The organism is Acinetobacter zhairuonensis (assembly GCF_022601715.1).
In the GTDB taxonomy this organism is placed as follows: domain Bacteria; phylum Pseudomonadota; class Gammaproteobacteria; order Pseudomonadales; family Moraxellaceae; genus Acinetobacter.
The window spans coordinates 87303-110082 of the sequence record NZ_JAKVIM010000004.1 but is presented as its reverse complement, the minus strand read 5'-3'; the positions used below and the strand labels follow the sequence as shown (position 1 = coordinate 110082).

Annotated in this window: 20 protein-coding genes and 1 riboswitch; of the genes, 17 read left to right on the top strand and 3 right to left on the bottom strand. The window is 43.3% G+C overall.

Going from position 1 to position 22780, the window contains the following annotated elements; translation table 11 throughout:
• Window positions 1-310 precede the first annotated feature (310 nt).
• A complete protein-coding gene (locus tag MKI85_RS04810; RefSeq protein ID WP_241625500.1) occupies window positions 311-1129 on the bottom strand; it encodes an exodeoxyribonuclease III in 819 nt (272 codons plus the stop codon).
• A 40-nt stretch (window positions 1130-1169) separates the two neighbouring features.
• Between MKI85_RS04810 and pyrE the strand changes: the two genes are divergently transcribed.
• On the top strand, window positions 1170-1820 hold the full coding sequence (gene pyrE / locus MKI85_RS04805; RefSeq protein WP_241625498.1) for an orotate phosphoribosyltransferase: 651 nt from the start codon (window positions 1170-1172) through the stop codon (window positions 1818-1820).
• 366 nt (window positions 1821-2186) lie between these two features.
• Window positions 2187-2531 carry a carboxymuconolactone decarboxylase family protein gene (locus MKI85_RS04800; protein ID WP_241625495.1) on the top strand — a complete coding sequence of 115 codons (345 nt, stop codon included), beginning with the start codon at window positions 2187-2189 and terminating at the stop codon, window positions 2529-2531.
• Window positions 2532-2660: 129 nt separating this feature from the next.
• Here MKI85_RS04800 and MKI85_RS04795 read toward each other — a convergent pair whose 3' ends face one another.
• Entirely contained in the window at window positions 2661-2858 is a 198-nt protein-coding gene (locus MKI85_RS04795; protein ID WP_241625493.1) for a DUF3565 domain-containing protein, read from the bottom strand.
• Window positions 2859-2981: 123 nt separating this feature from the next.
• Here MKI85_RS04795 and gshB point away from each other — a divergent pair, with 123 nt between their 5' ends.
• The 8 genes from gshB (at window position 2982) to lpxC (ending at window position 12345) form a co-directional block, all read left to right on the top strand.
• Complete coding sequence (gene gshB, locus MKI85_RS04790) at window positions 2982-3929, top strand: glutathione synthase (protein ID WP_241625491.1); 948 nt, start codon at window positions 2982-2984, stop codon at window positions 3927-3929.
• A 311-nt stretch (window positions 3930-4240) separates the two neighbouring features.
• Window positions 4241-5338 (top strand): undecaprenyldiphospho-muramoylpentapeptide beta-N-acetylglucosaminyltransferase, encoded by a 1098-nt coding sequence (gene murG / locus MKI85_RS04785; protein WP_241625489.1) that lies wholly within the window; start codon window positions 4241-4243, stop codon window positions 5336-5338.
• A 12-nt stretch (window positions 5339-5350) separates the two neighbouring features.
• Window positions 5351-6799: a UDP-N-acetylmuramate--L-alanine ligase gene (gene murC, locus MKI85_RS04780; RefSeq protein ID WP_241625487.1), complete on the top strand. Its 1449-nt coding sequence runs from the start codon at window positions 5351-5353 to the stop codon at window positions 6797-6799.
• Window positions 6800-6849: 50 nt separating this feature from the next.
• Entirely contained in the window at window positions 6850-7779 is a 930-nt protein-coding gene (locus tag MKI85_RS04775) for a D-alanine--D-alanine ligase (RefSeq protein WP_241625485.1), read from the top strand.
• 3 nt (window positions 7780-7782) lie between these two features.
• Window positions 7783-8637, top strand: a complete 855-nt coding sequence (locus MKI85_RS04770; RefSeq protein ID WP_241625483.1) for a cell division protein FtsQ/DivIB — start codon at window positions 7783-7785, stop codon at window positions 8635-8637.
• A gap of 64 nt (window positions 8638-8701) precedes the next feature.
• The gene (gene ftsA / locus MKI85_RS04765) at window positions 8702-9964 is read left to right on the top strand and encodes a cell division protein FtsA (RefSeq protein WP_241625481.1); all 1263 of its coding nucleotides are present in this window, start codon (window positions 8702-8704) and stop codon (window positions 9962-9964) included.
• 162 nt (window positions 9965-10126) lie between these two features.
• A complete protein-coding gene (ftsZ, locus tag MKI85_RS04760; protein ID WP_241625479.1) occupies window positions 10127-11317 on the top strand; it encodes a cell division protein FtsZ in 1191 nt (396 codons plus the stop codon).
• Window positions 11318-11442: 125 nt separating this feature from the next.
• Window positions 11443-12345 carry a UDP-3-O-acyl-N-acetylglucosamine deacetylase gene (lpxC, locus tag MKI85_RS04755; RefSeq protein WP_241625477.1) on the top strand — a complete coding sequence of 301 codons (903 nt, stop codon included), beginning with the start codon at window positions 11443-11445 and terminating at the stop codon, window positions 12343-12345.
• A 97-nt stretch (window positions 12346-12442) separates the two neighbouring features.
• Here the strand turns inward: lpxC and MKI85_RS04750 are convergent, their stop codons facing one another.
• Complete coding sequence (locus MKI85_RS04750) at window positions 12443-12886, bottom strand: DUF721 domain-containing protein (protein WP_241625476.1); 444 nt, start codon at window positions 12884-12886, stop codon at window positions 12443-12445.
• Between the two features lie 108 nt (window positions 12887-12994).
• On the opposite strand from MKI85_RS04750, the gene MKI85_RS04745 reads away from it, so the two are divergent.
• The 7 genes from MKI85_RS04745 (at window position 12995) to guaB (ending at window position 22670) form a co-directional block, all read left to right on the top strand.
• Window positions 12995-13684, top strand: a complete 690-nt coding sequence (locus tag MKI85_RS04745) for a M23 family metallopeptidase (protein ID WP_241625474.1) — start codon at window positions 12995-12997, stop codon at window positions 13682-13684.
• A 328-nt stretch (window positions 13685-14012) separates the two neighbouring features.
• Window positions 14013-16727, top strand: coding sequence for a pyruvate dehydrogenase (acetyl-transferring), homodimeric type (gene aceE, locus MKI85_RS04740; protein WP_241625472.1), 2715 nt, complete (start codon window positions 14013-14015; stop codon window positions 16725-16727).
• Between the two features lie 2 nt (window positions 16728-16729).
• On the top strand, window positions 16730-18706 hold the full coding sequence (locus tag MKI85_RS04735; RefSeq protein WP_241625471.1) for a 2-oxo acid dehydrogenase subunit E2: 1977 nt from the start codon (window positions 16730-16732) through the stop codon (window positions 18704-18706).
• 166 nt (window positions 18707-18872) lie between these two features.
• Window positions 18873-19166 (top strand): hypothetical protein, encoded by a 294-nt coding sequence (locus tag MKI85_RS04730; protein WP_241625469.1) that lies wholly within the window; start codon window positions 18873-18875, stop codon window positions 19164-19166.
• Window positions 19167-19243: 77 nt separating this feature from the next.
• A riboswitch (yybP-ykoY riboswitch) is annotated at window positions 19244-19386 on the top strand.
• 83 nt (window positions 19387-19469) lie between these two features.
• Complete coding sequence (locus MKI85_RS04725; protein WP_241625467.1) at window positions 19470-20045, top strand: TMEM165/GDT1 family protein; 576 nt, start codon at window positions 19470-19472, stop codon at window positions 20043-20045.
• Window positions 20046-20223: 178 nt separating this feature from the next.
• Window positions 20224-21021: an oxygen-binding di-iron domain-containing protein gene (locus tag MKI85_RS04720; RefSeq protein ID WP_241625465.1), complete on the top strand. Its 798-nt coding sequence runs from the start codon at window positions 20224-20226 to the stop codon at window positions 21019-21021.
• Between the two features lie 182 nt (window positions 21022-21203).
• Window positions 21204-22670 (top strand): IMP dehydrogenase, encoded by a 1467-nt coding sequence (gene guaB / locus MKI85_RS04715; protein ID WP_241625463.1) that lies wholly within the window; start codon window positions 21204-21206, stop codon window positions 22668-22670.
• Window positions 22671-22780 lie beyond the last annotated feature (110 nt).

Below are 22780 nucleotides of genomic sequence, written 5' to 3'. Positions count from 1 at the left end.
AATCTTAAAACAATGAAAACATCAGCGCTTAAATAAGAAATAAAAAAGAGAAAACCCGCATTTAATCATCCTGATTATGCGGGTCTCATTACAACGTCCATTGTCACATCCTTGAAAGCAAACTCTAAACAAAGTGTGCTTTAATCATCCTACGGCTTCCTATCCCTTTGCTGTCATCCTGACATGTCCCTGTGCCGTGCCGCTATAATGCCGTTTCTCACTAAGGATAAATAGACAGAAAATACGTCATCTGTTGTGAGTAAAAAGAGATTATTGAGTGAACGATTGTTCACTCAATCAGGCGTATTGTTTAGATTTGATAATCAATAATTACGGGAGCATGGTCACTAAACCATTCCTCTTTATAGACCCAAGCATTGACGGTGCGGGCTTTCCAGTCAGGTGAGCAGGCTTGGTAATCAATCCGCCAACCGACGTTCTTGGCACGGGCTTGTCCACGATTTGACCACCAAGAATAAAGTTCCGCTTCTTTGCGAACTTCACGGAAGGTATCCACATAACCGAGTTCATCATAAATATGATCCAGCCAAGCACGTTCATGTGGTAAGCAGCCTGAAGATTTTTGATTGCCCGACCAGTTTTTAATATCAATGCGCTTATGCACAATATTGTAGTCACCACAGACAATGATGGATTTATTTTCAGCGCGCCATTGTTTCAAAATCTGCTGATAATTTTCCAAAAAATGGTCTTTACGCGCTTGTGCTTCATCGCCTGAAGAGCCAGAAGGTAAATATAAAGAACAAATATGCACAGGTTGATCAAGACCTAAATCAAATTCAGCACTGATAAAGCGTCCTTGAGAATCTGCCAGTTCAAAACCGAGTCCATCTGTTACCGAAACAAACGGCAAACGACTGTAAATGGCAGTGCCAGCATAGCCTGCACGTTCTGCTGGGAACAGATGGGTATACCAGCCTTCGGGTTTAAATTTATCAGTCCATTGTGCATGGGTAATGCGGCTTTCTTGCATGCAGACTACATCCGCATCTGACTTTTCTAACCATTCAAGTAAGCCTTTGGTTACGGATGAACGTAAGCCATTTACGTTAATTGAAACCACTCGTAAAATTTTTTGATCACTTGGGTAGCTACTCTTTGGTATCATGCGCAGTCATAACCTCAATGTATGAATTTCGGAGCACCTCATGTCAACGCCAGCTCAATTTAACCCACAAGCATTTATCGAACTCGCTTTATCACGTGGTGTGCTTAAATTTGGTGAGTTTACTTTAAAATCAGGTCGTGTGAGTCCTTATTTTTTTAATGCAGGTTTATTGAATGATGGTGAAGCCTTGTCTTTATTGGCTTCTGGCTATGCAGATAAATTGACTCAGTGCGACAATGTCGAAGTGGTGTTTGGTCCTGCGTATAAAGGTATTCCATTCGTTGCAGCAACGGCTGTGGCATTATCACAAAATCATGGTGTAAGTGTGCCTTGGGGCTTTAACCGTAAAGAAGCCAAAGATCATGGTGAAGGCGGTGTATTAGTCGGTGCATCAGTTGCAGGTAAAAAAGTCTGGATTATTGATGACGTAATTACTGCGGGCACTGCAATTCGTGAAGTGGTAACCATTTTGAAAAATGCAGGGGCAACCATTGCAGGCGTTTTGGTGGCATTAGACCGTCAGGAAAAAGGTCAAGGTGAGTTATCAGCCATTCAGGAAGTACAAAAAGAGTTGGAAATTCCTGTACATGCCTTAATTACCATGAAAGATTTAATGAACTTTTTAGATGCCAAAGGTGAAAGCGAAGCCTTGGCAAAAATGGAAGCTTACCGTGTGAAATATGGTATCTAATGCCTATTGAGTGAAGAAAAAGGAGGCTAAGGCTTCCTTTTTTTATTGATAAGCTCAGTAAAAAAAGTGTGGCAAATTGTATTGAGGCTTTTATTTAGTGCAAGAGCTTGATAATAGCAGAAGAATGATGATCCCGGATTTGTAATGGGTATCGAGAACAGGATAGGCATAGAAAAATCGAGGGCTCTTATATACAGGCTAAGAAGAAATAATATTGGTTTAGACGTGTAGGGCATCCCAAAGACGGCTTTTAGGGGCTTGAAGTTTAAGGACTTCAATAATAACAAGATGAAAATAGACTTTATTTAAAACAATATATTTTTATATAATATATAATTAAATATATTAAATTGATTCGAGATTCACATGAGTTATCAAGCTATCACGCAAACAATTGCTAAAAATTTAAAAACTTTGCAGCAAGATACGCCTAAATTGATGCAAGGTTTTGGGCAGTTAAGTCAAGCGGCTTTAGAAAATGCAATCTTAGATACAAAAACCAAAGAGTTTATTGCCTTGGCCATCGCGGTTGAAAAACGCTGTGATGCGTGTATTGCTTTTCATACCAAGGCTTTAGTTAAACTCGGGGCGAGTCTAAAGGAAGTCGAAGAAGTATTAGGCGTTGCTGTTATGATGGGCGGAGGACCATCCTTGATGTACTCTTCCCATGTCTTGGATGCTTTTCATGAATTTAGTAATGAATCCGCTTAATCCAGCTGGATGTATTATCTAATTTGCAACCCGTTGCATGAGTTAATCATTTCGAAAATTCACCAAATACAGTTGATCCGAAAGGCCCGATGCATGGGCCTTTCGACATAGGGCTGAGCCTAAAATGATCTATTGACAACTCTCTATATCACACTGCTTACACTCCAGCATCACCCCCAACTTGTCCTTACGCCCTTGCTCAGTCATCACCCAAGGTCGATTTTGCCAAGGTGGCGTATGACGTACATGTTGCGTATGTCCACAAGCCAAATCTGCCACCCAATGCTGTTCTTCATCCTGATGAAAACCAATAATTGCTTGCTGCATATTAGAATTCTCCACACCTTAATACAAAATTATCCATAAGCGAAAACCGAAATTCAGAAATAGAAACCCATAATCTCCGTTATACTCCTTGAAGATTATACTTTTTAAAAAAGAGCTTTGATTATGCGCGTACTTGTTGTGATGGACCCTATCGAAAGTGTCAATTTGAAAAAAGACTCCACTATGGCGATGTTGTGGGCAGCAACACGACGTGGGCACGAACTTGGTTATGCACTACAACAAGATTTATATATCGAGCAGGGTAAGGCTTTTGGTCTGATTGCACCCTTACAGGTGTTTGAAGATTACGACCATTATTATGAATTGGGTGAAAAGAAGAAAGAATCCATCGCAGCGTATGACGTGGTGTTGATGCGTAAAGACCCGCCATTTGACATGAACTTTGTCTATACCACCTACATTTTAGAGCAGGCAGAACGCGAAGGGGCGTGGATTATTAACAAGCCCCAAAGCCTGCGTGATTGTAATGAAAAATTGTTTGCAACACAGTTCCCTGAGTTACAAGTCCCGACTTTGGTAACTTCACAACAAAGTCTTATTCGTGAATTTATTCAAGAACAGGGCGATGTAATTGTAAAGCCTCTTGATGGTATGGGTGGCATGGGTATTTTCCGTCTTTATCAAGATGGCGTGAACATTGGCTCAACCATCGAACTTTTAACCAATCACGGTACTGTGCCAATTATGGCGCAGCGTTATATTCCTGAAATTGTGGAAGGGGATAAGCGTATTCTGATGGTGAATGGTGAACCTGTTCCGTATTGCTTGGCGCGAATTCCACAAAATGGTGAAGTCCGCGGTAATTTGGCAGCAGGTGGTCTGGGTGAAGCTCGTCCACTGACAGAAAATGACCGTGCAATTGCGAAAAAAGTTGGTCCATATTTGCGTGAAAAAGGGCTGATTTTTGTTGGTCTAGATGTGATTGGTAATTATGTGACCGAAATTAATGTCACCAGTCCAACCTGTATTCGTGAAATCGACAACAAGTTTGGTACTCAAATTGCGGATGATTTATTTACGGTATTGGAAGCAGGTCGTCCAGTAGCCTAATCAAGATTTAGAATGTTCTGCGCACCTCAATCATGATGTTGTGATTGAGGTTGCTTGGGCTTATTTTGGGGGGAAATAAACTGCTCAAGATCAGTGTGAAAATGTACACGATTTGCTGTTTTTAACAAAGATAGAGGTTTTTTGTACTAGATTAATAATAAAACTTGTTTAAACTTACAAAACTGAAGAAAAAAACAATGAAACGCTGGGTGAAACAAAGTAAATAATCTTTCGCGCCCCCTCGTTTGTGATTACAATTGTTAACTTAAAATGAAATTTTTGCTTATTTTTTTGAATTGAAGAATTAGACCGTGACTGATGCTCAGCAAATAAAGCCCAAACGCGTGATGATGATGGCCGCAGGTACCGGTGGACACGTTTTTCCAGCACTTGCCGTTGCGAAAGAATTGCAACAACAAGGGGCACACGTGTCTTGGTTGGCAACACCAACAGGCATGGAAAACAGACTTTTAAAAAATCAAAATATTCCAATTTACCAAATTGATATTCAAGGCGTGCGTGGCAATGGTGTGGTGCGCAAATTATTGGCGCCTTTTAAAATTTTAAAAGCCACACTCAGCGCAATGCGCTATATGAAACAGTTAAATATCGATGCAGTTGCTGGTTTCGGTGGCTATGTGGCTGGACCAGGTGGTCTGGCAGCACGTGTACTGGGGATTCCTGTACTGATTCATGAGCAAAATGCAATTGCTGGCTTTACCAATACCCAATTGTCGCGTGTGGCGACAACGGTGTGTCAGGCATTTCCGCAGACTTTTGTCGAGCAAGCCAAAATTGTGACTACAGGCAATCCTGTACGCAAAGAAATTACCGAAATTTTAAATCCGTCTTGGCGTTATCAAGAGCGTGAAAAGGTCAATCAACCGCTCCGAATTTTAATCGTCGGCGGTTCTTTGGGGGCGAAAGCACTGAATGAATGTGTGCCCGAAGCATTAAAGTTATTGAATGTACCGATTCGCGTGTATCACCAATGCGGTCAAAACCATGTTGAGGCGACACAAGCACAATATGCGAATGCCCCTACGAATTTAGACGTAGAAGTGCATCCATTTATTGAGGATATGGCGCAAGCTTATTCAAATGCAGATTTAATTATTTGCCGTGCGGGTGCGTTAACCGTGACTGAAATTGCAACAGCAGGTGTGGCGGCAATTTTTGTACCACTGCCAAGTGCAGTGGATGATCACCAGACTGCCAATGCCAAGTTTTTAGCGAAGATTGGTGCTGCGAAAATTTGTCCGCAAGCCCAGATGACGCCTGAAAGTTTAAAAGAATTGTTAGTGCCGTTAATGAATCGTCAATTGTTGTCTGAAATGGCAGTGAAAGCGCGTCAACAGGCTCAACCCGATGCAACCCAACATGTCGTTGAGTTAATTCAAGACTTGTAATTAGAGAAAGTTATGTCTCCATCTACACCTGCTGATCAAGCAAAAAAGTTAATTAAAATCCCAGAAATGCGTCGTATTAAGCACATCCATTTCGTGGGAATTGGTGGTGCTGGGATGTGCGGCATCGCTGAAGTGTTGAAAAACCAAGGCTACAAGGTTTCGGGTTCAGATATTAAAGCCTCTAAAACTACGGCTCAGCTCGAAGAAAATGGGATCAAGGTTTATATCGGGCATGCCGAAGAAAATATAAAAGGTGCCAATGTTCTGGTTGTTTCGACAGCGATTGATCCAGAAAACCCTGAAATTAAATCTGCGATTGAACACCGCATTCCAGTGGTGCGTCGTGCAGAAATGTTGGGTGAGTTGATGCGTTACCGTCATGGTATTGCCGTTGCTGGAACACATGGTAAAACCACAACCACCAGTCTTGTAACTTGTATGTTGGCAGAAGAAAACCTAGACCCAACTTATGTGATTGGTGGTTTGCTAAATCGTACGGGTGTGAATGCTGCGCTTGGTGCAAGTCGTTTTATTGTGGCGGAAGCAGATGAGTCGGATGCATCCTTCCTGCATTTACAGCCAATGGCCACCATTGTGACCAATATTGATGCCGATCACATGGATACCTATGGCGGCAGCTTTGATGTGCTGAAAGACACTTTTGTGCAATTCCTACAAAAGATGCCATTCTACGGTTTAGCGGTGGTGTGCGGGGATGATGCCAATATCCGCGAAATCATGCCACGTATTGGTCGTCCATTGGTGACTTACGGCTTCAATGAAGACAATGACATTCGTGCTGTCGATATTGAACAAGTCGGCATGCAGTCGCACTTTACTGTATTGCGTAAAGATCGTGAGCCATTACGTCTCACCATTAACTTGCCTGGTCTGCATAACATTCTCAATGCGCTTGCCGCGATTGGGATTGCGACCGATGAAGGCGTATCGGATGCCGCGATTGCGCGTGCACTGGAAAGTTTCAGTGGTGTCGGTCGTCGTTTCCAAGTTCAGGGTGAGTTCGACTTGGGCGAAGGTAATGTGAAATTGGTGGATGACTATGGTCATCATCCGAAAGAAGTGGAAGCCACCATTAAAGCTGCGCGTGCTAGCCATCCCGACCGTCGTCTGGTGATGTTATTCCAGCCACACCGTTTTAGCCGTACCCGCGATTGTTTTGATGACTTTGTCGATGTGTTGTCGCAAGTGGACCAATTGCTGTTGCTAGAAGTCTATCCTGCTGGCGAAAAGCCAATTGTCGGTGCTGACAGTCGTGCTTTGGCACGCAGTATTCGCCTGCGTGGTGAAGTCGAGCCGATTTTGATTGATCCTGTTGATGGCAACCTATCAAATGTAATGCGCAAAGTGTTACAAGCGAATGACTTGTTATTAACACAAGGCGCGGGTAATGTGGGAGCTATCTCAGTTGAGCTGGCGCAGCATCAATTATACCTAGACTAATTGTGGTCTCTGGTTTCAATTAAAAGTTATAACAGTTTAAGGATAAAAACGTGTCAAATGCTTCAAAGTTCGGCAAAGTTGCCGTGTTGCTTGGTGGTAAATCAGCTGAGCGTGAGGTTTCTCTCGATAGTGGTCAGGCGGTACTTGAAGCATTGATTCGTTCTGGGGTAAATGCCGAGGCATTTGATCCTCAAAACCGTAGTGTTACTGAATTGGTCAATTATGATCGTGCTTTTATTGTGTTGCATGGTCGTGGCGGGGAAGATGGTCAGATCCAAGGCGTATTGGAATGGTTAAACATTCCATATACAGGGACTGGCGTGCAAGGTTCTGCGATTGGTATGGACAAAGTCAAAACTAAGCAAATCTGGCAAGGTTCAGACTTACCAACAGCACCGTATCGCATTGTAGACAAAGACACGGACTTGGCTGCTGTGGTTGAAAGCTTAGGCTTGCCGTTGATTATCAAACCGGTACATGAAGGTTCGAGCGTCGGCATGAGTAAAGTAGAAAAAGCCGAAGATTTATCAGCAGCAATTGCCAAAGCGACGCAACATGATGCAGTCGTGATGGCTGAAAAATGGATTACTGGACGTGAATTCACCATTTCATTCCTGAACGGTCAACCTTTGCCTGTGATTCGTTTACAACCGCCTGCGGATGTTGCTTTCTATGACTATGAAGCGAAATATCAGCGTAATGATGTGCAATACGGTATTCCTTGTGGCTTAACCGAAGCTGATGAGCAACGTTTACAAGCGTTATGTTTACGCGCATTCCAAGCCGTAGGTGCAAGTGGTTGGGGTCGTATTGATGCCATGCAAGATGAGCAAGGCAATTTCTGGTTACTTGAAGTGAATACAGTACCGGGGATGACCAGCCACTCTTTAGTCCCTAAAGCAGCCAATGCGGTGGGTTATAGCTTTGATGCATTATGTGTCGCTATTTTAGAACAAACACTTACAGGTGCAGCACACTAAGTTATGGCTCAACTTCCAGCATCGATGCGACGCAAACGCGCTGCAATTACTTCGATACATGACAAACCACCCACGCGTCAGGAGCAATTGACTAACGCGGGCGGCTGGTTGCTTTTAGTCATTGCCTTTGTGGTGCTGGCTGCTGGAGTTTTTGGCCTATATAAAGTAATGACGGATGCCCGTGTGGCAGATCTGGACGTGGTGGGAACCCGTTCCGATACTGAACATCGACAAGTGATGCTGCATGTGGCACCAAGCGTACAGAATAATTATTTTACCTCTGATTTAGAGCAAATTCGGGATCGCGCATTAGAGTTATCGTGGGTAGATCGTGTGGTGGTGTCTCGCGCATGGCCAAATGCCATTCGTGTTCGAGTGATGCCACGCCATGCGATCGCACGTTGGGGAACAGGACGTCTACTCAGTGACAGCGGTGATGTTTTTGCTGAAGTGACCCCGCGAAATTATCAACAATTGCCATTGCTTCATGGGCCGATGAGCCAATCTAAAACCATGATGCGTCGCTATAATGAAATTAATCAGTTATTCCTGCCAGTCAACCTCCGGCTAAAAGAATTATATTTAACGGAGCGTATGACTTGGTTTATGCAGTTTGATTCTGGATTACGTGTTATTGTTGATCAAGATCAGACCATGAGTAAGCTACAACGCTTGAGTCATCTTGCGCAAAGTGATTTGAAACCCGTGTGGTCACAAATTTCGGCAATCGATTTACGGTATAGGAACGGGTTAGCCATCCAATGGAAAAGTTCAGCCCCACCGAAAATTGTAAATGGTCACTTTGTTGTAACGATTAATGACACAAGCATTGCGGATGGGATAAATGCAAAGCCATAATGACTGGCTTTATAAATAGAGGCGTAAAGCCATAAATTAAACAAACATGTAATGGTAGTAAATAATGAGTGAAGCTGTTCCCTCAGTTGTTGCGATTGACATTGGGACACATAAAGTTTCAGTTTTGATTGGTAAGGTGCACGCCCCAGACAAGATTCAGGTCATTGGGATGGCGACTGCACGTAACCGCGGTATGAACAAAGGCAAAATCGTGAGCTTGGATAAAGTCATCACAGCGATAAAAAATGCCGTTCAGGAAGCGGAAGATATGGCTGAGTGTCGTGTGCATTCAGCGTGGGTTTCTATTCCAAGTGCAGAATTAAAAAGTTTTTATGCTTCGGGTCGTACCCCAATTGAAAATGCCGAACATAGTATTACCACCAATGAAGTGGTTAGAGCATTAGAGTTGGCAAAAGCCAGTCATATTACTTCAGACCATTATTTAGTGAGCGCTGTGCCTTTAGGCTTTGAGCTTGATGATTCTCCAGAATGGGTACAAAACCCGATACGGATGTCTGCACATAGTATGAAAGGGCATTATCAGTTAATGATGTTGCCGATTAGCACCATGCAGAATCTGGATCGTGCCATGAAAGGGGCAAACATCACGGTTGAAAAAATGGTGGTGTCTTGCTTGGCGACGGCTGAAGCCAGTTTGCTCAAAGATGAAAAAGAATATGGAGTCTGCCTGCTCGATATGGGCGCTGGCACCACCAATCTTGCGGTCTATTTAGACGGTCGTCTTGCCATGGCTGAAACTTTGCAGCGTGGCGGTGAACATGTAACGCGTGATATTGCTGCGGTTTTACAGACCACCACAGACGAAGCTGAAAGAATTAAGCTACTTTATGGCTGTGTCGACTTAAAAGTGGTAAAACCAGATCATATGATTCAAATTCAAGGCATTGACGGTCCGCAAACCATCAGTCGCATTGAGTTGTCTGAAATTATGATTGCCCGTTATGAAGAAATTTTGACGCAGGTTCGAGAAGTCTTGGAACGCAGTGGTGCCATTCATGGTTTATACCATGGGGTGGTATTGACGGGTGATGCATGCCAAATTGAAGGTATGGTCAGTTTAGTACGCCGGATGTTGGGTATTTCTGCACATTTAGGAAATCCACCCGTGCAGGTCTATGCGGATGAACCTTATTTGGCTTCGTTGCGTCGTTCTCAATATGCGACTGCGGCAGGGCTATTAATGTTTAGTCAGGGCGATCCACAAGAAACGTTGGTTGAAACCGTTGATCCTGAAACGCTGTCGTTCTGGAAACGTGCAGGACGTGCATGGTCAGGGTTAAATGATAAGTTAAAGTCTATTTTTTAGTTGTATTTTTTGGGAATATTGTTTGGAAGTTGTACGTTGAGCAGTCGAGACTTGACAAGCTAGACATTGAACAGCATCCTAAAACCAATTTTTATTTATGCAGATCAAGGCAGTATACGGGCTTAAGTGACTGCCAATTACGAATTAGGAAATTTAAAGGTCATGGCCTCATTTGAATTTTTAGAAGATGATCAAAACGATAGCAACGGTCAAGCCCGTTTCACTGTATTTGGTGTAGGTGGTGCAGGCGGTAATGCTGTTCAACACATGTTGGAATCAGACATTCAAGGCGTAAAATTTGTTTGTGCCAATACGGACAAACAAGCATTAGACCGTATGAATGCACAATTCAAAATCCAGTTGGGTGAGCAAAGCACGCGTGGTTTAGGTGCAGGCGCAAATCCGCAAGTGGGGCAAACTGCTGCTGAAGAAAGTCGCGAGTTAATCCGCCAGCATCTTGAAGGCACCGATATGGTGTTCGTGACTGCGGGTATGGGCGGCGGTACAGGTACGGGTGCTGCACCAGTGGTTGCTGAAATTGCCAAAGAAATGGGCATTTTGACCGTGGGTGTGGTTACCACGCCATTCAACTTTGAAGGTAAGCGCCGTCAACAGTCTGCTGAAAAAGGCATTGAAGCTTTAGAGGCACATGTTGACTCTTTGATTATTATTCCAAACCAACGCCTATTAAAAGTATTCCGTGACATCTCAATGAAAGATGCCTATAAAAAAGCGGATGATGTATTGTTGAATGCCGTACGTAGTATCTTTGATTTAGTGGTGCGTCCTGGTCATATCAACCTTGACTTTGCTGACTTAAAAACTGCAATGAGTACCCGTGGTTATGCCATGATGGGTGCAGGTTCGGGTCGTGGTGAGAATCGTGCGCGCCAAGCAGCTGAACAGGCGATTCGTAGTCCATTATTAGATAACGTCACCATTATGAATGCCAAAGGCATTTTAATTAATGTAACGGGTGGTGACGATGTGACTTTTGGTGAGATTGAAGAAATCACCGATGTTGTGAACCAAATCGTTGACTTGGATGAAGGTCAGGTCTTCTACGGCACTGTATTTGATCCAGATGCACGTGATGAAATTAGTGTAACTGTGATTGCAACAGGTTTAACTCGTAATTCAGCGGATGCAATAGAACCAACCAAGCGCTCAACAACAGCACATGTGTCACGCTCTGCATCGACGGCACAAGCTGCGGTTGAAGAAGATGATGTTCCTGCGATTCAACGTCAGCAATCTGATTCTCCAGCAATTAATGCCGCTTCATCGGCAGGTGCTTCTCGTCCAACGCCAATGAGTATTCAAGATTATTTGAAGAATCAGCAGCGTAAATAATTATTTAATAACATCTTTTTATCAGGATGTGACAAAAAGGTAGCGTATTCGCTACCTTTTTGTTTTTTATCAATGGCTAAATATGCTAACGTATAGCGGTTTTATGGGCAGATGATAGAAAAAGCATGTTGAAACAGCGTACCCTGCAACGTGTCGTGAAAGCGAGCGGCATTGGTCTTCATAGTGGGCAAAAAGTATTAATGAACTTTGTGCCGCACCATGTGGATGGGGGCATTGTGTTTCGTCGTATTGATCTAAATCCACCTGTCGACATACTAGCCGATGCCATGCTGATTCAAGAAGCATTTATGTGCTCTAATTTGGTTCAAGAGAATGCCAAAGTTGGCACCATTGAGCACGTGATGAGTGCAATAGCAGGTCTGGGGATTGATAATTTAATTATTGAAGTCTCTGCTTCTGAAGTCCCAATTATGGATGGCAGTGCAGGTCCGTTTATTTATCTGTTAATGCAAGGCGGTTTGGTCGAGCAAAATGCACCAAAAAAATTCATTAGAATTTTAAAACCAGTTGAAGCACTCATTGATGATAAGCGTGCAATCTTTACTCCGCATTCAGGCTTTCAGCTCAACTTTACCATTGATTTTGACCATCCTGCATTCAAAAAAGAATACCAGTCAGCCACCATTGATTTTTCTACCGAAACTTTCGTGTACGAAGTGAGTGAAGCCCGTACTTTTGGCTTTATGAAGGATCTCGATTATTTAAAAGCCAATAACTTAGCATTGGGTGCAAGTTTAGATAATGCGATTGGTGTGGATGATACAGGTGTAGTCAATGAAGAAGGGCTACGCTTTTCAGACGAATTTGTTCGTCACAAAATATTAGATGCCGTAGGCGATTTATACCTATTGGGTCATCAAATTATCGCGAAATTTGATGGATATAAGTCAGGGCATGCTTTAAACAACCAATTGTTACGCAATGTCAAAAGTGATCCAAGCAGCTACGAAATTGTAACATTTGATGACATAGATCAATGTCCAATCCCTTATGTAAGTGTGACATAAGTCATTGTCTTGTATGGGTTACATTATAATGTAACAAATTAAAGTGTGACGTCCGCCACATTTATGTGCTGAATCATTTTCTGAAAGCAGATCTGAGTTACTTTTTATTGCTTGCCAAACGTCGCATGGCTTGGCTAAGCTTAGGGTCGCTCACAAAGTCAGCAGCCCCAGTTAATAAGTCTTGGGTTTCTGCACTTAAAGACCGTGAAGGTGGTTCAGTGGTCGGGTGTGTCGTTTTGGGAGAAGCTCTCAAACGCACCTGAAGCTTTTGTAAATCTTTAAGTTCTTCGAGTCGAGCTAATTCAACAATATAGTGCTTTTGTAAGTAACCGAGTTGACTCACCATCGCTTGATTTTCACCTGTTACGGTCAAAACACCATGTTGATAACAAGCAACTTGCCATTGCTCTGGTTGAGGCAATAACGGTTGAATAAGTTTGCTAAGTTTCTGCCATGCAGCAACTTGGGTTGAGAGAAACGATAAGTTTCCTGTTTTTATGCGTTTTCTTGTTTGTTGAAAGAGATTCTCTGGTTCGGACATACATATTACCTTCATATTTGTGTCTTAATCTTATGCGTTCCTTTCAGTAGATATCAAGGAAGAGATCACGCAAGGAACATTTTGTAAGAACAGTTTAAAGAGGTTTTTATGCACACGAGACGTATTTTATTGGCGTTTTCTTTAGCAGCTTCGGCCGCATCGGTCGCTTTCGCTGATTTAGTTCAATTGAACTCAAATACTACTGCTTCACCAGATCGTATTGAACAGCTCACTCAGACGCTTGCACAAGGTTCTTATGCTGAACCTGAAGATATTGATATTCCTGCAAGTACACAAGTGTCAGTCAAGCTACGTGAAAAAACAGTTGAACTTAACAACGAGTCGATTGCTAAGAAATATGGCACTAAAGCTACGTATTCAGCATCTTCAAATAATCCTTATTCGTGGTTAGTGACTCATCCATTACCCGACATGAAACGTATCAGCTCAAACTTTGGTGGTCGTACCATGGGCGGGCGAGCTGAACATCATTCTGGTTTAGATTTGTCTGCGCCAAGTGGTACACCTATCTATGCGACAGGTCCTGGTGTTGTGACCAAGTCGGGTTGGGGTTCAGGCTATGGTCAGTACGTCGAGATTAATCACGGCAATGGTTACATCACGCGTTATGCACATGCTTCGCGTCTAGTTGCGCGTGTCGGTGATCGCGTAGACGCGGGTGAACACATTGCTAATGTTGGGTGTACAGGTCGTTGTACCGGTCCACATTTACATTATGAAGTTGTGAAAGATGGTCAGCGTAAAAATCCATCTACCTACTTAGCGATGTTGCCATAATCGTACCTCGAATTTATTTCTTAAATTCTTTCAAAGGCAGTGCATTGGGTCTAACCTCTTTCCAATGTGCTGCCTTTTTGTTTTTGTAAGATTTGCACCAAAACAGGGATGCTTCCTGTATCTTTTTTAATACTATCAGGCAAAAGAATTTTGTTTGTATAAATAATCTGCATTATTGGCGATTTTTTGTTAATTTGAGTGTTAAATCGTCATCAATTATTTATTTTATAAATAGTGGTGCATGTCCGTATTCAGCTGTAACGATAACTTCTAATACCAAAGTATGGTACATATATAAAATAGATTAAGCTCAAGGAATAGGTGAATTATGGCGTTTTATGGCGATACAGATGCGCAAGAAACCCAAGAATGGCAAGAAGCTTTTGATTCGGTTCTAAAACACATGGGAACAGAACGCGCTGCATTTTTATTAGAAAAATTATATCAACGTGCAATTGCGAAACATGTTCCTATTCAGCGCTTAAATACTCCTTATTTAAATACGGTTTCAGTTGACGAAACGCCTGCAATGCCAGGCGATCAGGATATGGAGCGTCGTATTCGCGCGCTGATCCGTTGGAACGCTTTGGCGATGGTTTTACGTGCCAACAAAACGGGTGATGACTTAGGTGGTCACTTGGCAAGTTTTGCATCTTCAGCAACTTTATACGACGTTGGTTTTAACCACTTCTTCCGTGCAAACAGCAATAACTTTGGCGGAGATATGATTTATTACCAAGGACACTGTGCTCCTGGTATTTATGCACGTTCATTCCTTGAAGGGCGTTTGACGGAGGAACAGTTAAGTAACTTCCGCCGTGAAGTGGGCGGTAACGGTTTACCAAGCTATCCACATCCATACTTAATGCCGGACTATTGGCAATTCCCAACGGTATCGATGGGTCTTGGTCCAATCATGTCGATTTATCAAGCACATATTCAAAAATATTTGATGAACCGTGGCTTGATCAAAGAAGAAGATCGTAAAGTCTGGGCTTATCTTGGCGATGGTGAGATGGATGAGCCAGAAAGTACGGGTGCAATTTCACTTGCTGGTCGTGAGAAATTAGACAACCTGATCTGGGTGGTGAACTGTAACTTACAGCGTCTAGATGGTCCTGTACGTGGTAACGGTAAAATCATTCAAGAATTAGAATCGCTATTCCGTGGTGCGGGCTGGCGTGTCATTAAAGTCGTGTGGGGCCGTCATTGGGATCCACTACTTGCAAAAGACAGCACAGGCGCTTTAAAAGCGGTCATGGAAGAAACAGTTGATGGTGAATACCAACGCTATCAAGTGAAAGGTGGTGCATACACGCGTGAAAAATTCTTTGGCAAGTACCCAGAAGCTGCGGAACTTGTAAAAGATTTAAGCGATGAAGACATCGACAATCTTAACCGTGGTGGTCATGACCCGTACAAAGTGTTTGCAGCCTATGCAGAAGCAATGAAAGCCAAAGGTCAACCAACCGTTATTCTTGCAAAAACGGTTAAAGGTTATGGTTTGTCTGAAGAAATTGAAGCGGTGAACAAAACTCACCAAATCAAGAAAATGCAGATCGACTCTTTGAAATATGTACGTGACCGTTTCAATCTGCCATTTACAGATGATAAGTTAGAAGAGCTCCCATTCTACCGCCCAAGTGAAAACTCTCCAGAAATGAAGTATATGAAGGCGCGTCGTGAAGCTTTAGGTGGCTATTTACCTGCACGTCGTAAAGAGAGTGAGCAATTAGCCATTCCTGAATTGTCAGTATTTGATGCAGTATTAAAAGGTTCGGCAGGCAAAGAACAATCGACGACTATGGTGATGGTTCGTTTAATTGCTTCTTTACTTAAAGAAAAAGCAATTAAAGACCGTGTAGTACCAATCGTTCCAGATGAAGCACGTACTTTTGGTCTAGAAGGCATGTTCCGTCAGCTCGGTATTTATGCTGCACATGGTCAGAAATATACCCCTGAAGACCAAGAACAATTGATGCATTACCGTGAAGCCAAAGACGGTCACATGCTACAAGAAGGGATTAACGAAGCCGGTGCGATGAGCGCATGGGCAGCGTTGGCAACCAGTTATTCAACCAATAACTTGCCAATGATTCCAATGTACATGTACTACTCAATGTTTGGTTTCCAGCGTATCGGTGATATTGCATGGGCTGCTGGTGATGCTCAAGCGCAGGGCTTCTTGTTAGGTGCAACTGCAGGTCGTACTACACTGAACGGTGAAGGCTTACAGCACCAAGATGGTCACTCACACATCCTTGCGAACACCATTCCAAACTGTGTGTCATATGACCCATGTTTCGGTTATGAATTGGCGGTGATCGTGCATGATGGTTTACAACGTATGTATGTAAACCAAGAGCGTATTTTCTATTACTTAACTGTAATGAATGAAAACTACGAGCATCCTGAAATGCCGGCTGGCGCTGAGGAAGGCATTAAACGTGGTATGTACTTGTTCCAACAAGATGACAAAGCAACTGTTCAATTGTTAGGTTCGGGTGTGATTCTGCGTGAAGTGATCAAAGCTGCGAAAATTCTCCGTGATGAATACCAAATCCATTCGAATGTATGGAGTGTGACTAGCTTTAACGAGTTGGCGCGTGATGGTATGGCATGTGAAGAATACAACCGTTTACATCCTTTAGCTGAACAAACGAAAGAAGCGTGGGTATCTGAGTTGCTTCGCCCTACCGATGGTATTGTGGTTTCTGCAACGGATCATATGCGTGCTTATAGCGAACAAATCCGTGCTTACCTTCCAGACAACCGTCCATTCGTGGCTTTAGGTACAGATGGTTACGGTCGTTCAGATACACGTGCCAACCTACGTAGCTACTTCGGTGTAGATGCAGCGCATATTGTGGTTGCGACCTTGAAAAAGTTAGCGGACGAAGGTGAAGTGGATGCACGTTTAGTGAAAGATGCGATTTCTTCATTTGAACTCGATACTGACCGTCCAGTGGCATGGGCTCCTCAGGCACACCCTGAAGTTCAAGCAGTTGCGGACTACAAAGAACAATCAGGTGAGGAGAACTAAGCATGCAAATCAAAACACCTGATATTGGCGTAGATAAAGCCACGGTTGCAGAAATTTTAGTGCAAGTAGGCGACCAAATTGCGGTTGATGAAAGTCTAGTTTTACTTGAGTCAGATAAAGCCTCTGTTGAAGTGCCAAGCACTTCAGCAGGTGTGGTGAAAAGCATCAGCGTAACAGTGGGCGATGAGGTTTCAGAAGGCGCTGTCCTGATTGAGCTTGAATCAAATGCTGCTGCGACTTCTATCGATGCGGTAAAAGTTGAAGAAAAAGTAGCAGAACCAGCTCCAGCAGTGGTTGCGACTCCAGAAGTTGCTGCCCCTGTTGCAGCGAGCCAAGCTGCTACAACGGCTGTTGTTGATGTTCAAGTGCCAGACATTGGTGTTGAAAAAGCAGTCGTAGGTGAAATCCTTGTTCAAGCGGGCGATACGATTGAAGTTGATCAAAGTATCGTGGTGGTTGAATCGGACAAAGCGACTGTTGAAGTGCCGAGCACAGTTGCGGGTACGGTTGAAAGCATTGAAATTCAAGCTGGCGACACTGTGAAAGAAGGCGTTGTGTTGTTAAAAGTAAAAGTTGCAGGTGCTGCAGCTCCAGTAGCGACAACACCAGCAGCTGTAAGCACGCCTACACCAGCTGAGCCTGTACAGGCAGCAGTTGCTCCTGCCGCACCAGTGGCAGCAGGGCCAGTTGAAATTACTGTACCTGACTTGGGTGTCGACAAAGCTGCAGTTGCTGAAATTTTGGTGAGTGTGGGTGATCGTGTTGAGAACGATCAAAGCATTATTGTGGTTGAATCGGATAAAGCGACCGTTGAAGTGCCAAGCACGACTACAGGCGTGATTAAAGCCATCCACGTAAGCACTGGTCAGAGCGTTGCACAAGGCATGCCATTGGTCACGATTGAAAGTGAAACCACAGCAGCAGCTCCTGCGGCACAAGTGGCTGCAGCTCCAGCCAAAGCGCAAACTCAAGTCGCTGCTGCTCCAGCAGCACAAGCAGCGAAAGTTGAATCTGCACCTGTAGCGACAACAGGGGCTGACAAGCTGACCAAAGAACAAAGTGCTGAAAATGCCAAAGTCTATGCAGGTCCTGCAGTGCGTAAATTGGCACGTGAATTGGGTGTGAGCCTTGCACAAGTGCAAAGCTCAGGTCCGCATGGTCGCTTGATGAAAGACGACGTGTTTGCTTATGTGAAAGCGCGTTTAACTGCTCCACAAGCAGCACCAGTAGCTGCGGCAGCACCAGCAGTTTCAGGTTTGCCGAAATTACCTGACTTCACTGCCTTTGGTGGTGTGGAAGAAAAAATGCTGACGCGTTTGCAGCAAGTTTCGATTCCGCAATTGTCATTGAATAACTTCATTCCGCAAGTGACACAGTTCGATTCGGCTGACATTACTGAGCTTGAAGCATGGCGTAATGACCTGAAAGGTAACTTTAAGAAAGAAGGCATCAGTCTGACGATTATGGCGTTCATCATCAAAGCGGTTGCGCATTTGTTGAAAGAAGAGCGTGAGTTTGCAGGTCACCTGTCGGACGATGGTAAGTCAGTACTGTTACGTAATGAAATCCATATGGGCATTGCTGTGGCAACCCCTGATGGCTTGACGGTTCCAGTGTTACGTAACCCAGATCAAAAAACCATTAAGCAAATTGCAGTGGAATTGGGTGTGTTGGGTCAAAAAGCCCGTGATAAGAAACTTTCACCGAAGGACTTGCAAGGTGCGAATTTCACGATTACGAGCTTAGGCAGTATTGGTGGAACAGCATTCACACCATTAGTAAACTGGCCTCAAGTGGCTATTTTAGGTATTTCACCAGCAACCATGCAGCCAGTATGGAGTGGTCAAGGCTTTGATCCGCGTCTGATGTTACCGCTGTCTTTGTCTTATGATCACCGAGTGATTAATGGGGCTGATGCAGCACGCTTCACCAATAAGCTCACCAAGCTGTTGGCTGATATTCGTAGCTTACTGCTCTAATTTAAAATTTAAATCAGCGCTTAAAACCTCGCCTCGGCGGGGTTTTTTATTTTGAAGAAATTGGATAAATCGTAAAAATCTGTTGTGAAGTCTCGTGAAATTGAATGATTTGGTTAAAATGCATATAGATGTCAAAGTAAAATAGAATGCAGGGAGTTGCATGCAGATGTTTGCATTTTTTAAATTTATGCTTCCAATCTTATTGCTAGTTTTGGTGTTGATGGGGCTTTGGTTGAGTGTGTTGCATTTCCCTTGGAACTGGGTCACTTATTTGGTGATGGGACTAGAAATACTCACTGCGACCATCGTTTTTTCCATGGAGTTTCAAGCACAGCAGATTGGTGGAACTAGTGGTTGGGGTAGCTTTGGTTGGCTCGGCTTTAATGTGGGCTTAGCCATGCTGTTAGGGCTATGCCGTGGAGCGATCTGGCTATATCAACGTTTCGGATTTTCTGTTTAATCGCATAGACAATATTTTCGGGAAGACGAAAAACCACAATGAAAGATTTGAAAAATTGGTGAAATTTTATATAATGCTCAGGATTCATTGGGGAGTAGCCGCTTTTTACGCTCTGTAAAAAGGTGATGATCAACATAATTGTTCCACAGAACATGGTCATCATAGCAAAGAACCAAATAAGCTCATTAAACAGCTTTTTTTGTTGGCAAGACCTTTGATTTACCACTCTGCATCAATCTATTTGATTTTGGCTAGCAGGAGAGGTAAGTCATAGGCAAATTTTGCTAGCCAGAGAAAAATGTTATGCATGAGTTCCTAATTTCGACAGCAATTGTCGCTCTCGCCGAAATGGGTGATAAAACCCAACTTCTTGCCTTATTACTGGCTGCACGCTTTCGTAAACCTGTACCTATTCTAATTGCCATTTTAGCTGCAACCCTGATTAACCATGGTTTGTCTGCAGTATTGGGTCAATGGATTACCACGGTATTGAGTCCTGATGTGTTGATCTGGGTGTTGTCACTCGGCTTTATTGGTATGGCGGGTTGGATGTTAATTCCAGATGAGTTGGACGATGAAACCGATAGCATTAATAAATGGCAGAAATTTGGGGTGTTCGGTGCCACCTTCGTATTATTCTTTTTGGCAGAAATCGGGGACAAAACCCAAATCGCAACCGTTGCTTTAGCAGCACGTTATGACAGTATTTTCTGGGTGATGGCTGGAACGACTGTAGGGATGATGTTGGCGAATGCACCTGCAGTGTTTGTGGGCAATAAAATGGCAGACAAGTTGCCAATTGCGTTAATCCATAAAATTGGGGCAGCCATCTTCTTAATTATCGGGGTTTCAACGCTAGTACAGCATTACTTCTTCTAAACACTAATTTTTTAGAAAACCCAGCGAAACAGTTGGGTTTTTTATTATGTAAATCAGATAAATAACTGTATAAAACTGCAAACTTGCTCTGTATATTTATTGTAAGTTGAGCTATTTCCCTTTATGTTATAGGGGATTAAAAATTGAACTTATAGAATATAAATATTGGGGTTTTGCTATGGCTTTTGATCGCACCACATCACAAGTGTTATTTGATAATGGCACACACAAGTGCATCAGTTTCACCAGTCTGGTTAAAGGCGAGGGCGTGCAGGCAAACCAGTTTCTAATTTTAGATCATGAGCGTGCAGCAGTATTAGACCCAGGTGGGGACTTGACGTATGTTCCGTTAACCATGGAACTGAATAAATATACACGTTTAACCAACCTCGACTATGTGATGGCATCTCATCAAGACCCAGACATTATTACCTCTATGCCACGCTGGTTGGTCTATACCGATGCCAAAGTGGTCGCTTCAAAGCTATGGGCTCGCTTTTTACCGCATTTAAACTCAGCGTTTATGAGTGACCGTATGAAAGGCAATTGGTTGGATCGTTTGGTCGAACTGCCGGACCATGGTCAGGTGATTACATTAGGTCAATCTTCGATTGTGGCAATTCCAGCGCACTTTCTGCATTCGGTGGGTAACTTTCAGTTTTATGATCCGATTGCGAAAATTCTATTTTCAGGAGATATGGGTGCTTCGATGGTCGACGATGCATCGAAACCTCTAGAAAATTTCGCTGCACATATTCCGAAGATGAAAGGTTTCCATCAACGCTATATGTGCTCCAATAAAGTGATTCGCCTTTGGGTCAACATGGTACGCAGCATGGATGTCGAGATGATTGTGCCCCAACACGGTACGCCATTTATTGGTAAAGACATGATTAACCAATTCCTCGACTGGATTGAAACGCTGGAATGTGGTGTTGATTTGATGGATGAAAGCGTTTTCACCTGTCCAACTTAAATCTAAATCAAGTATAAAAGGAAATTAGTGGATAAATTGAAGCTAATTTCCTGCATCGAAACTGGGTCTGAAAAATGATTTCCAGCGTACTTGTATTTTTAAGTGATATTTTTTTAATAAAAAATGAAATTTAAAGCTAAATTTGTTTATAATAGCGCACGGAAATTACCAGTGAGACTGTTATGTTGACCATCGTTCAAGAAGCGTTAACCTTCGATGATGTCTTATTACTCCCTGCCTATTCTACTGTCCTCCCAAAAGATGTCTCTCTAAAGACACGCCTGACTCGCGGCATTAACTTAAATATCCCTCTCGTTTCAGCAGCAATGGATACCGTGACTGAATCACGTATGGCAATTGCGATGTCACAAAACGGTGGTATTGGTATTTTGCACAAGAACATGGATATTGCTGCACAAGCTGCTGAAGTACGCCGTGTGAAAAAATTTGAAGCAGGCATGGTCAAAGACCCAATTACAGTAACACCTGAAACCACAGTGCGTGAGTTGATTGCGATTACGCAAGCCAACAACATCAGTGGTGTTCCTGTAGTTAAAGATGGGAAAGTAGTGGGTATTGTGACAGGACGTGATACACGTTTTGAAACCAACCTAGAGCAGCCTGTAAGCAGTATTATGACGGGTCAAGACCGTTTAGTGACTGTACGTGAAGGTGAATCTAAAGAACAGATTCAGGCATTATTGCAGAAGCACCGTATTGAAAAAGTATTGGTGGTTGGCGAAAACAACGAGCTGAAAGGCTTAATTACGGTGACTGACTTCCGTAAAGCTGAACTTTACCCAAACAGCTGTAAAGATGACTTAGGTCGTTTACGCGTGGGTGCTGCAGTCGGTACAGGTGTTGAAACACCGAGCCGTGTAGAAGCTTTAGTGGATGCAGGTGTTGATGTAATTGTGGTTGATACTGCACATGGTCATTCTGCAGGCGTGATTGAGCGTGTACGTTGGGTAAAACAGAACTACCCTCAAGTTCAAGTGATCGGTGGAAACATTGCAACAGGTGATGCTGCATTAGCTCTTCTTGATGCGGGTGCCGACGCTGTGAAAGTGGGTATCGGTCCTGGTTCGATCTGTACCACACGTATTGTGGCGGGTATTGGTATGCCACAAATCTCTGCGATTGACAGCGTTGCCAATGCATTAAAAGATCAAATTCCTTTAATTGCAGATGGCGGTATTCGTTTCTCTGGTGATATGGCGAAAGCGATTGGTGCCGGTGCAAGCACGATTATGGTGGGTTCACTCCTCGCTGGTACTGAAGAAGCACCAGGTGAAGTTGAATTCTTCCAAGGTCGTTACTACAAAGCTTATCGTGGCATGGGTTCATTGGGTGCAATGGCGGGTGCGACAGGTTCTGCTGACCGTTACTTCCAAGACTCGAAAGCGGGTGCTGAGAAGTTAGTACCAGAAGGGATTGAAGGTCGTGTACCGTATAAAGGACCAATGGGCAACATCGTACATCAAATGATGGGTGGCTTACGTTCTTCTATGGGTTATACGGGTTCTTCAACCATTGAAGATCTACGTCAAAATGCAAAATTTGTGAAGATTACCTCAGCAGGTATGTCTGAATCTCACGTGCATGATGTGACCATTACTAAAGAAGCACCAAACTACCGCGTTGGTTGATTTTTAGTAAATTAGACCCAAAGAGACCGTCAACACTATGACGGTCTTTTTTGTTTTGGTGTAAAGTATTTCACTATGACAAAAGGTGGATAACAACACCTAGATATAAG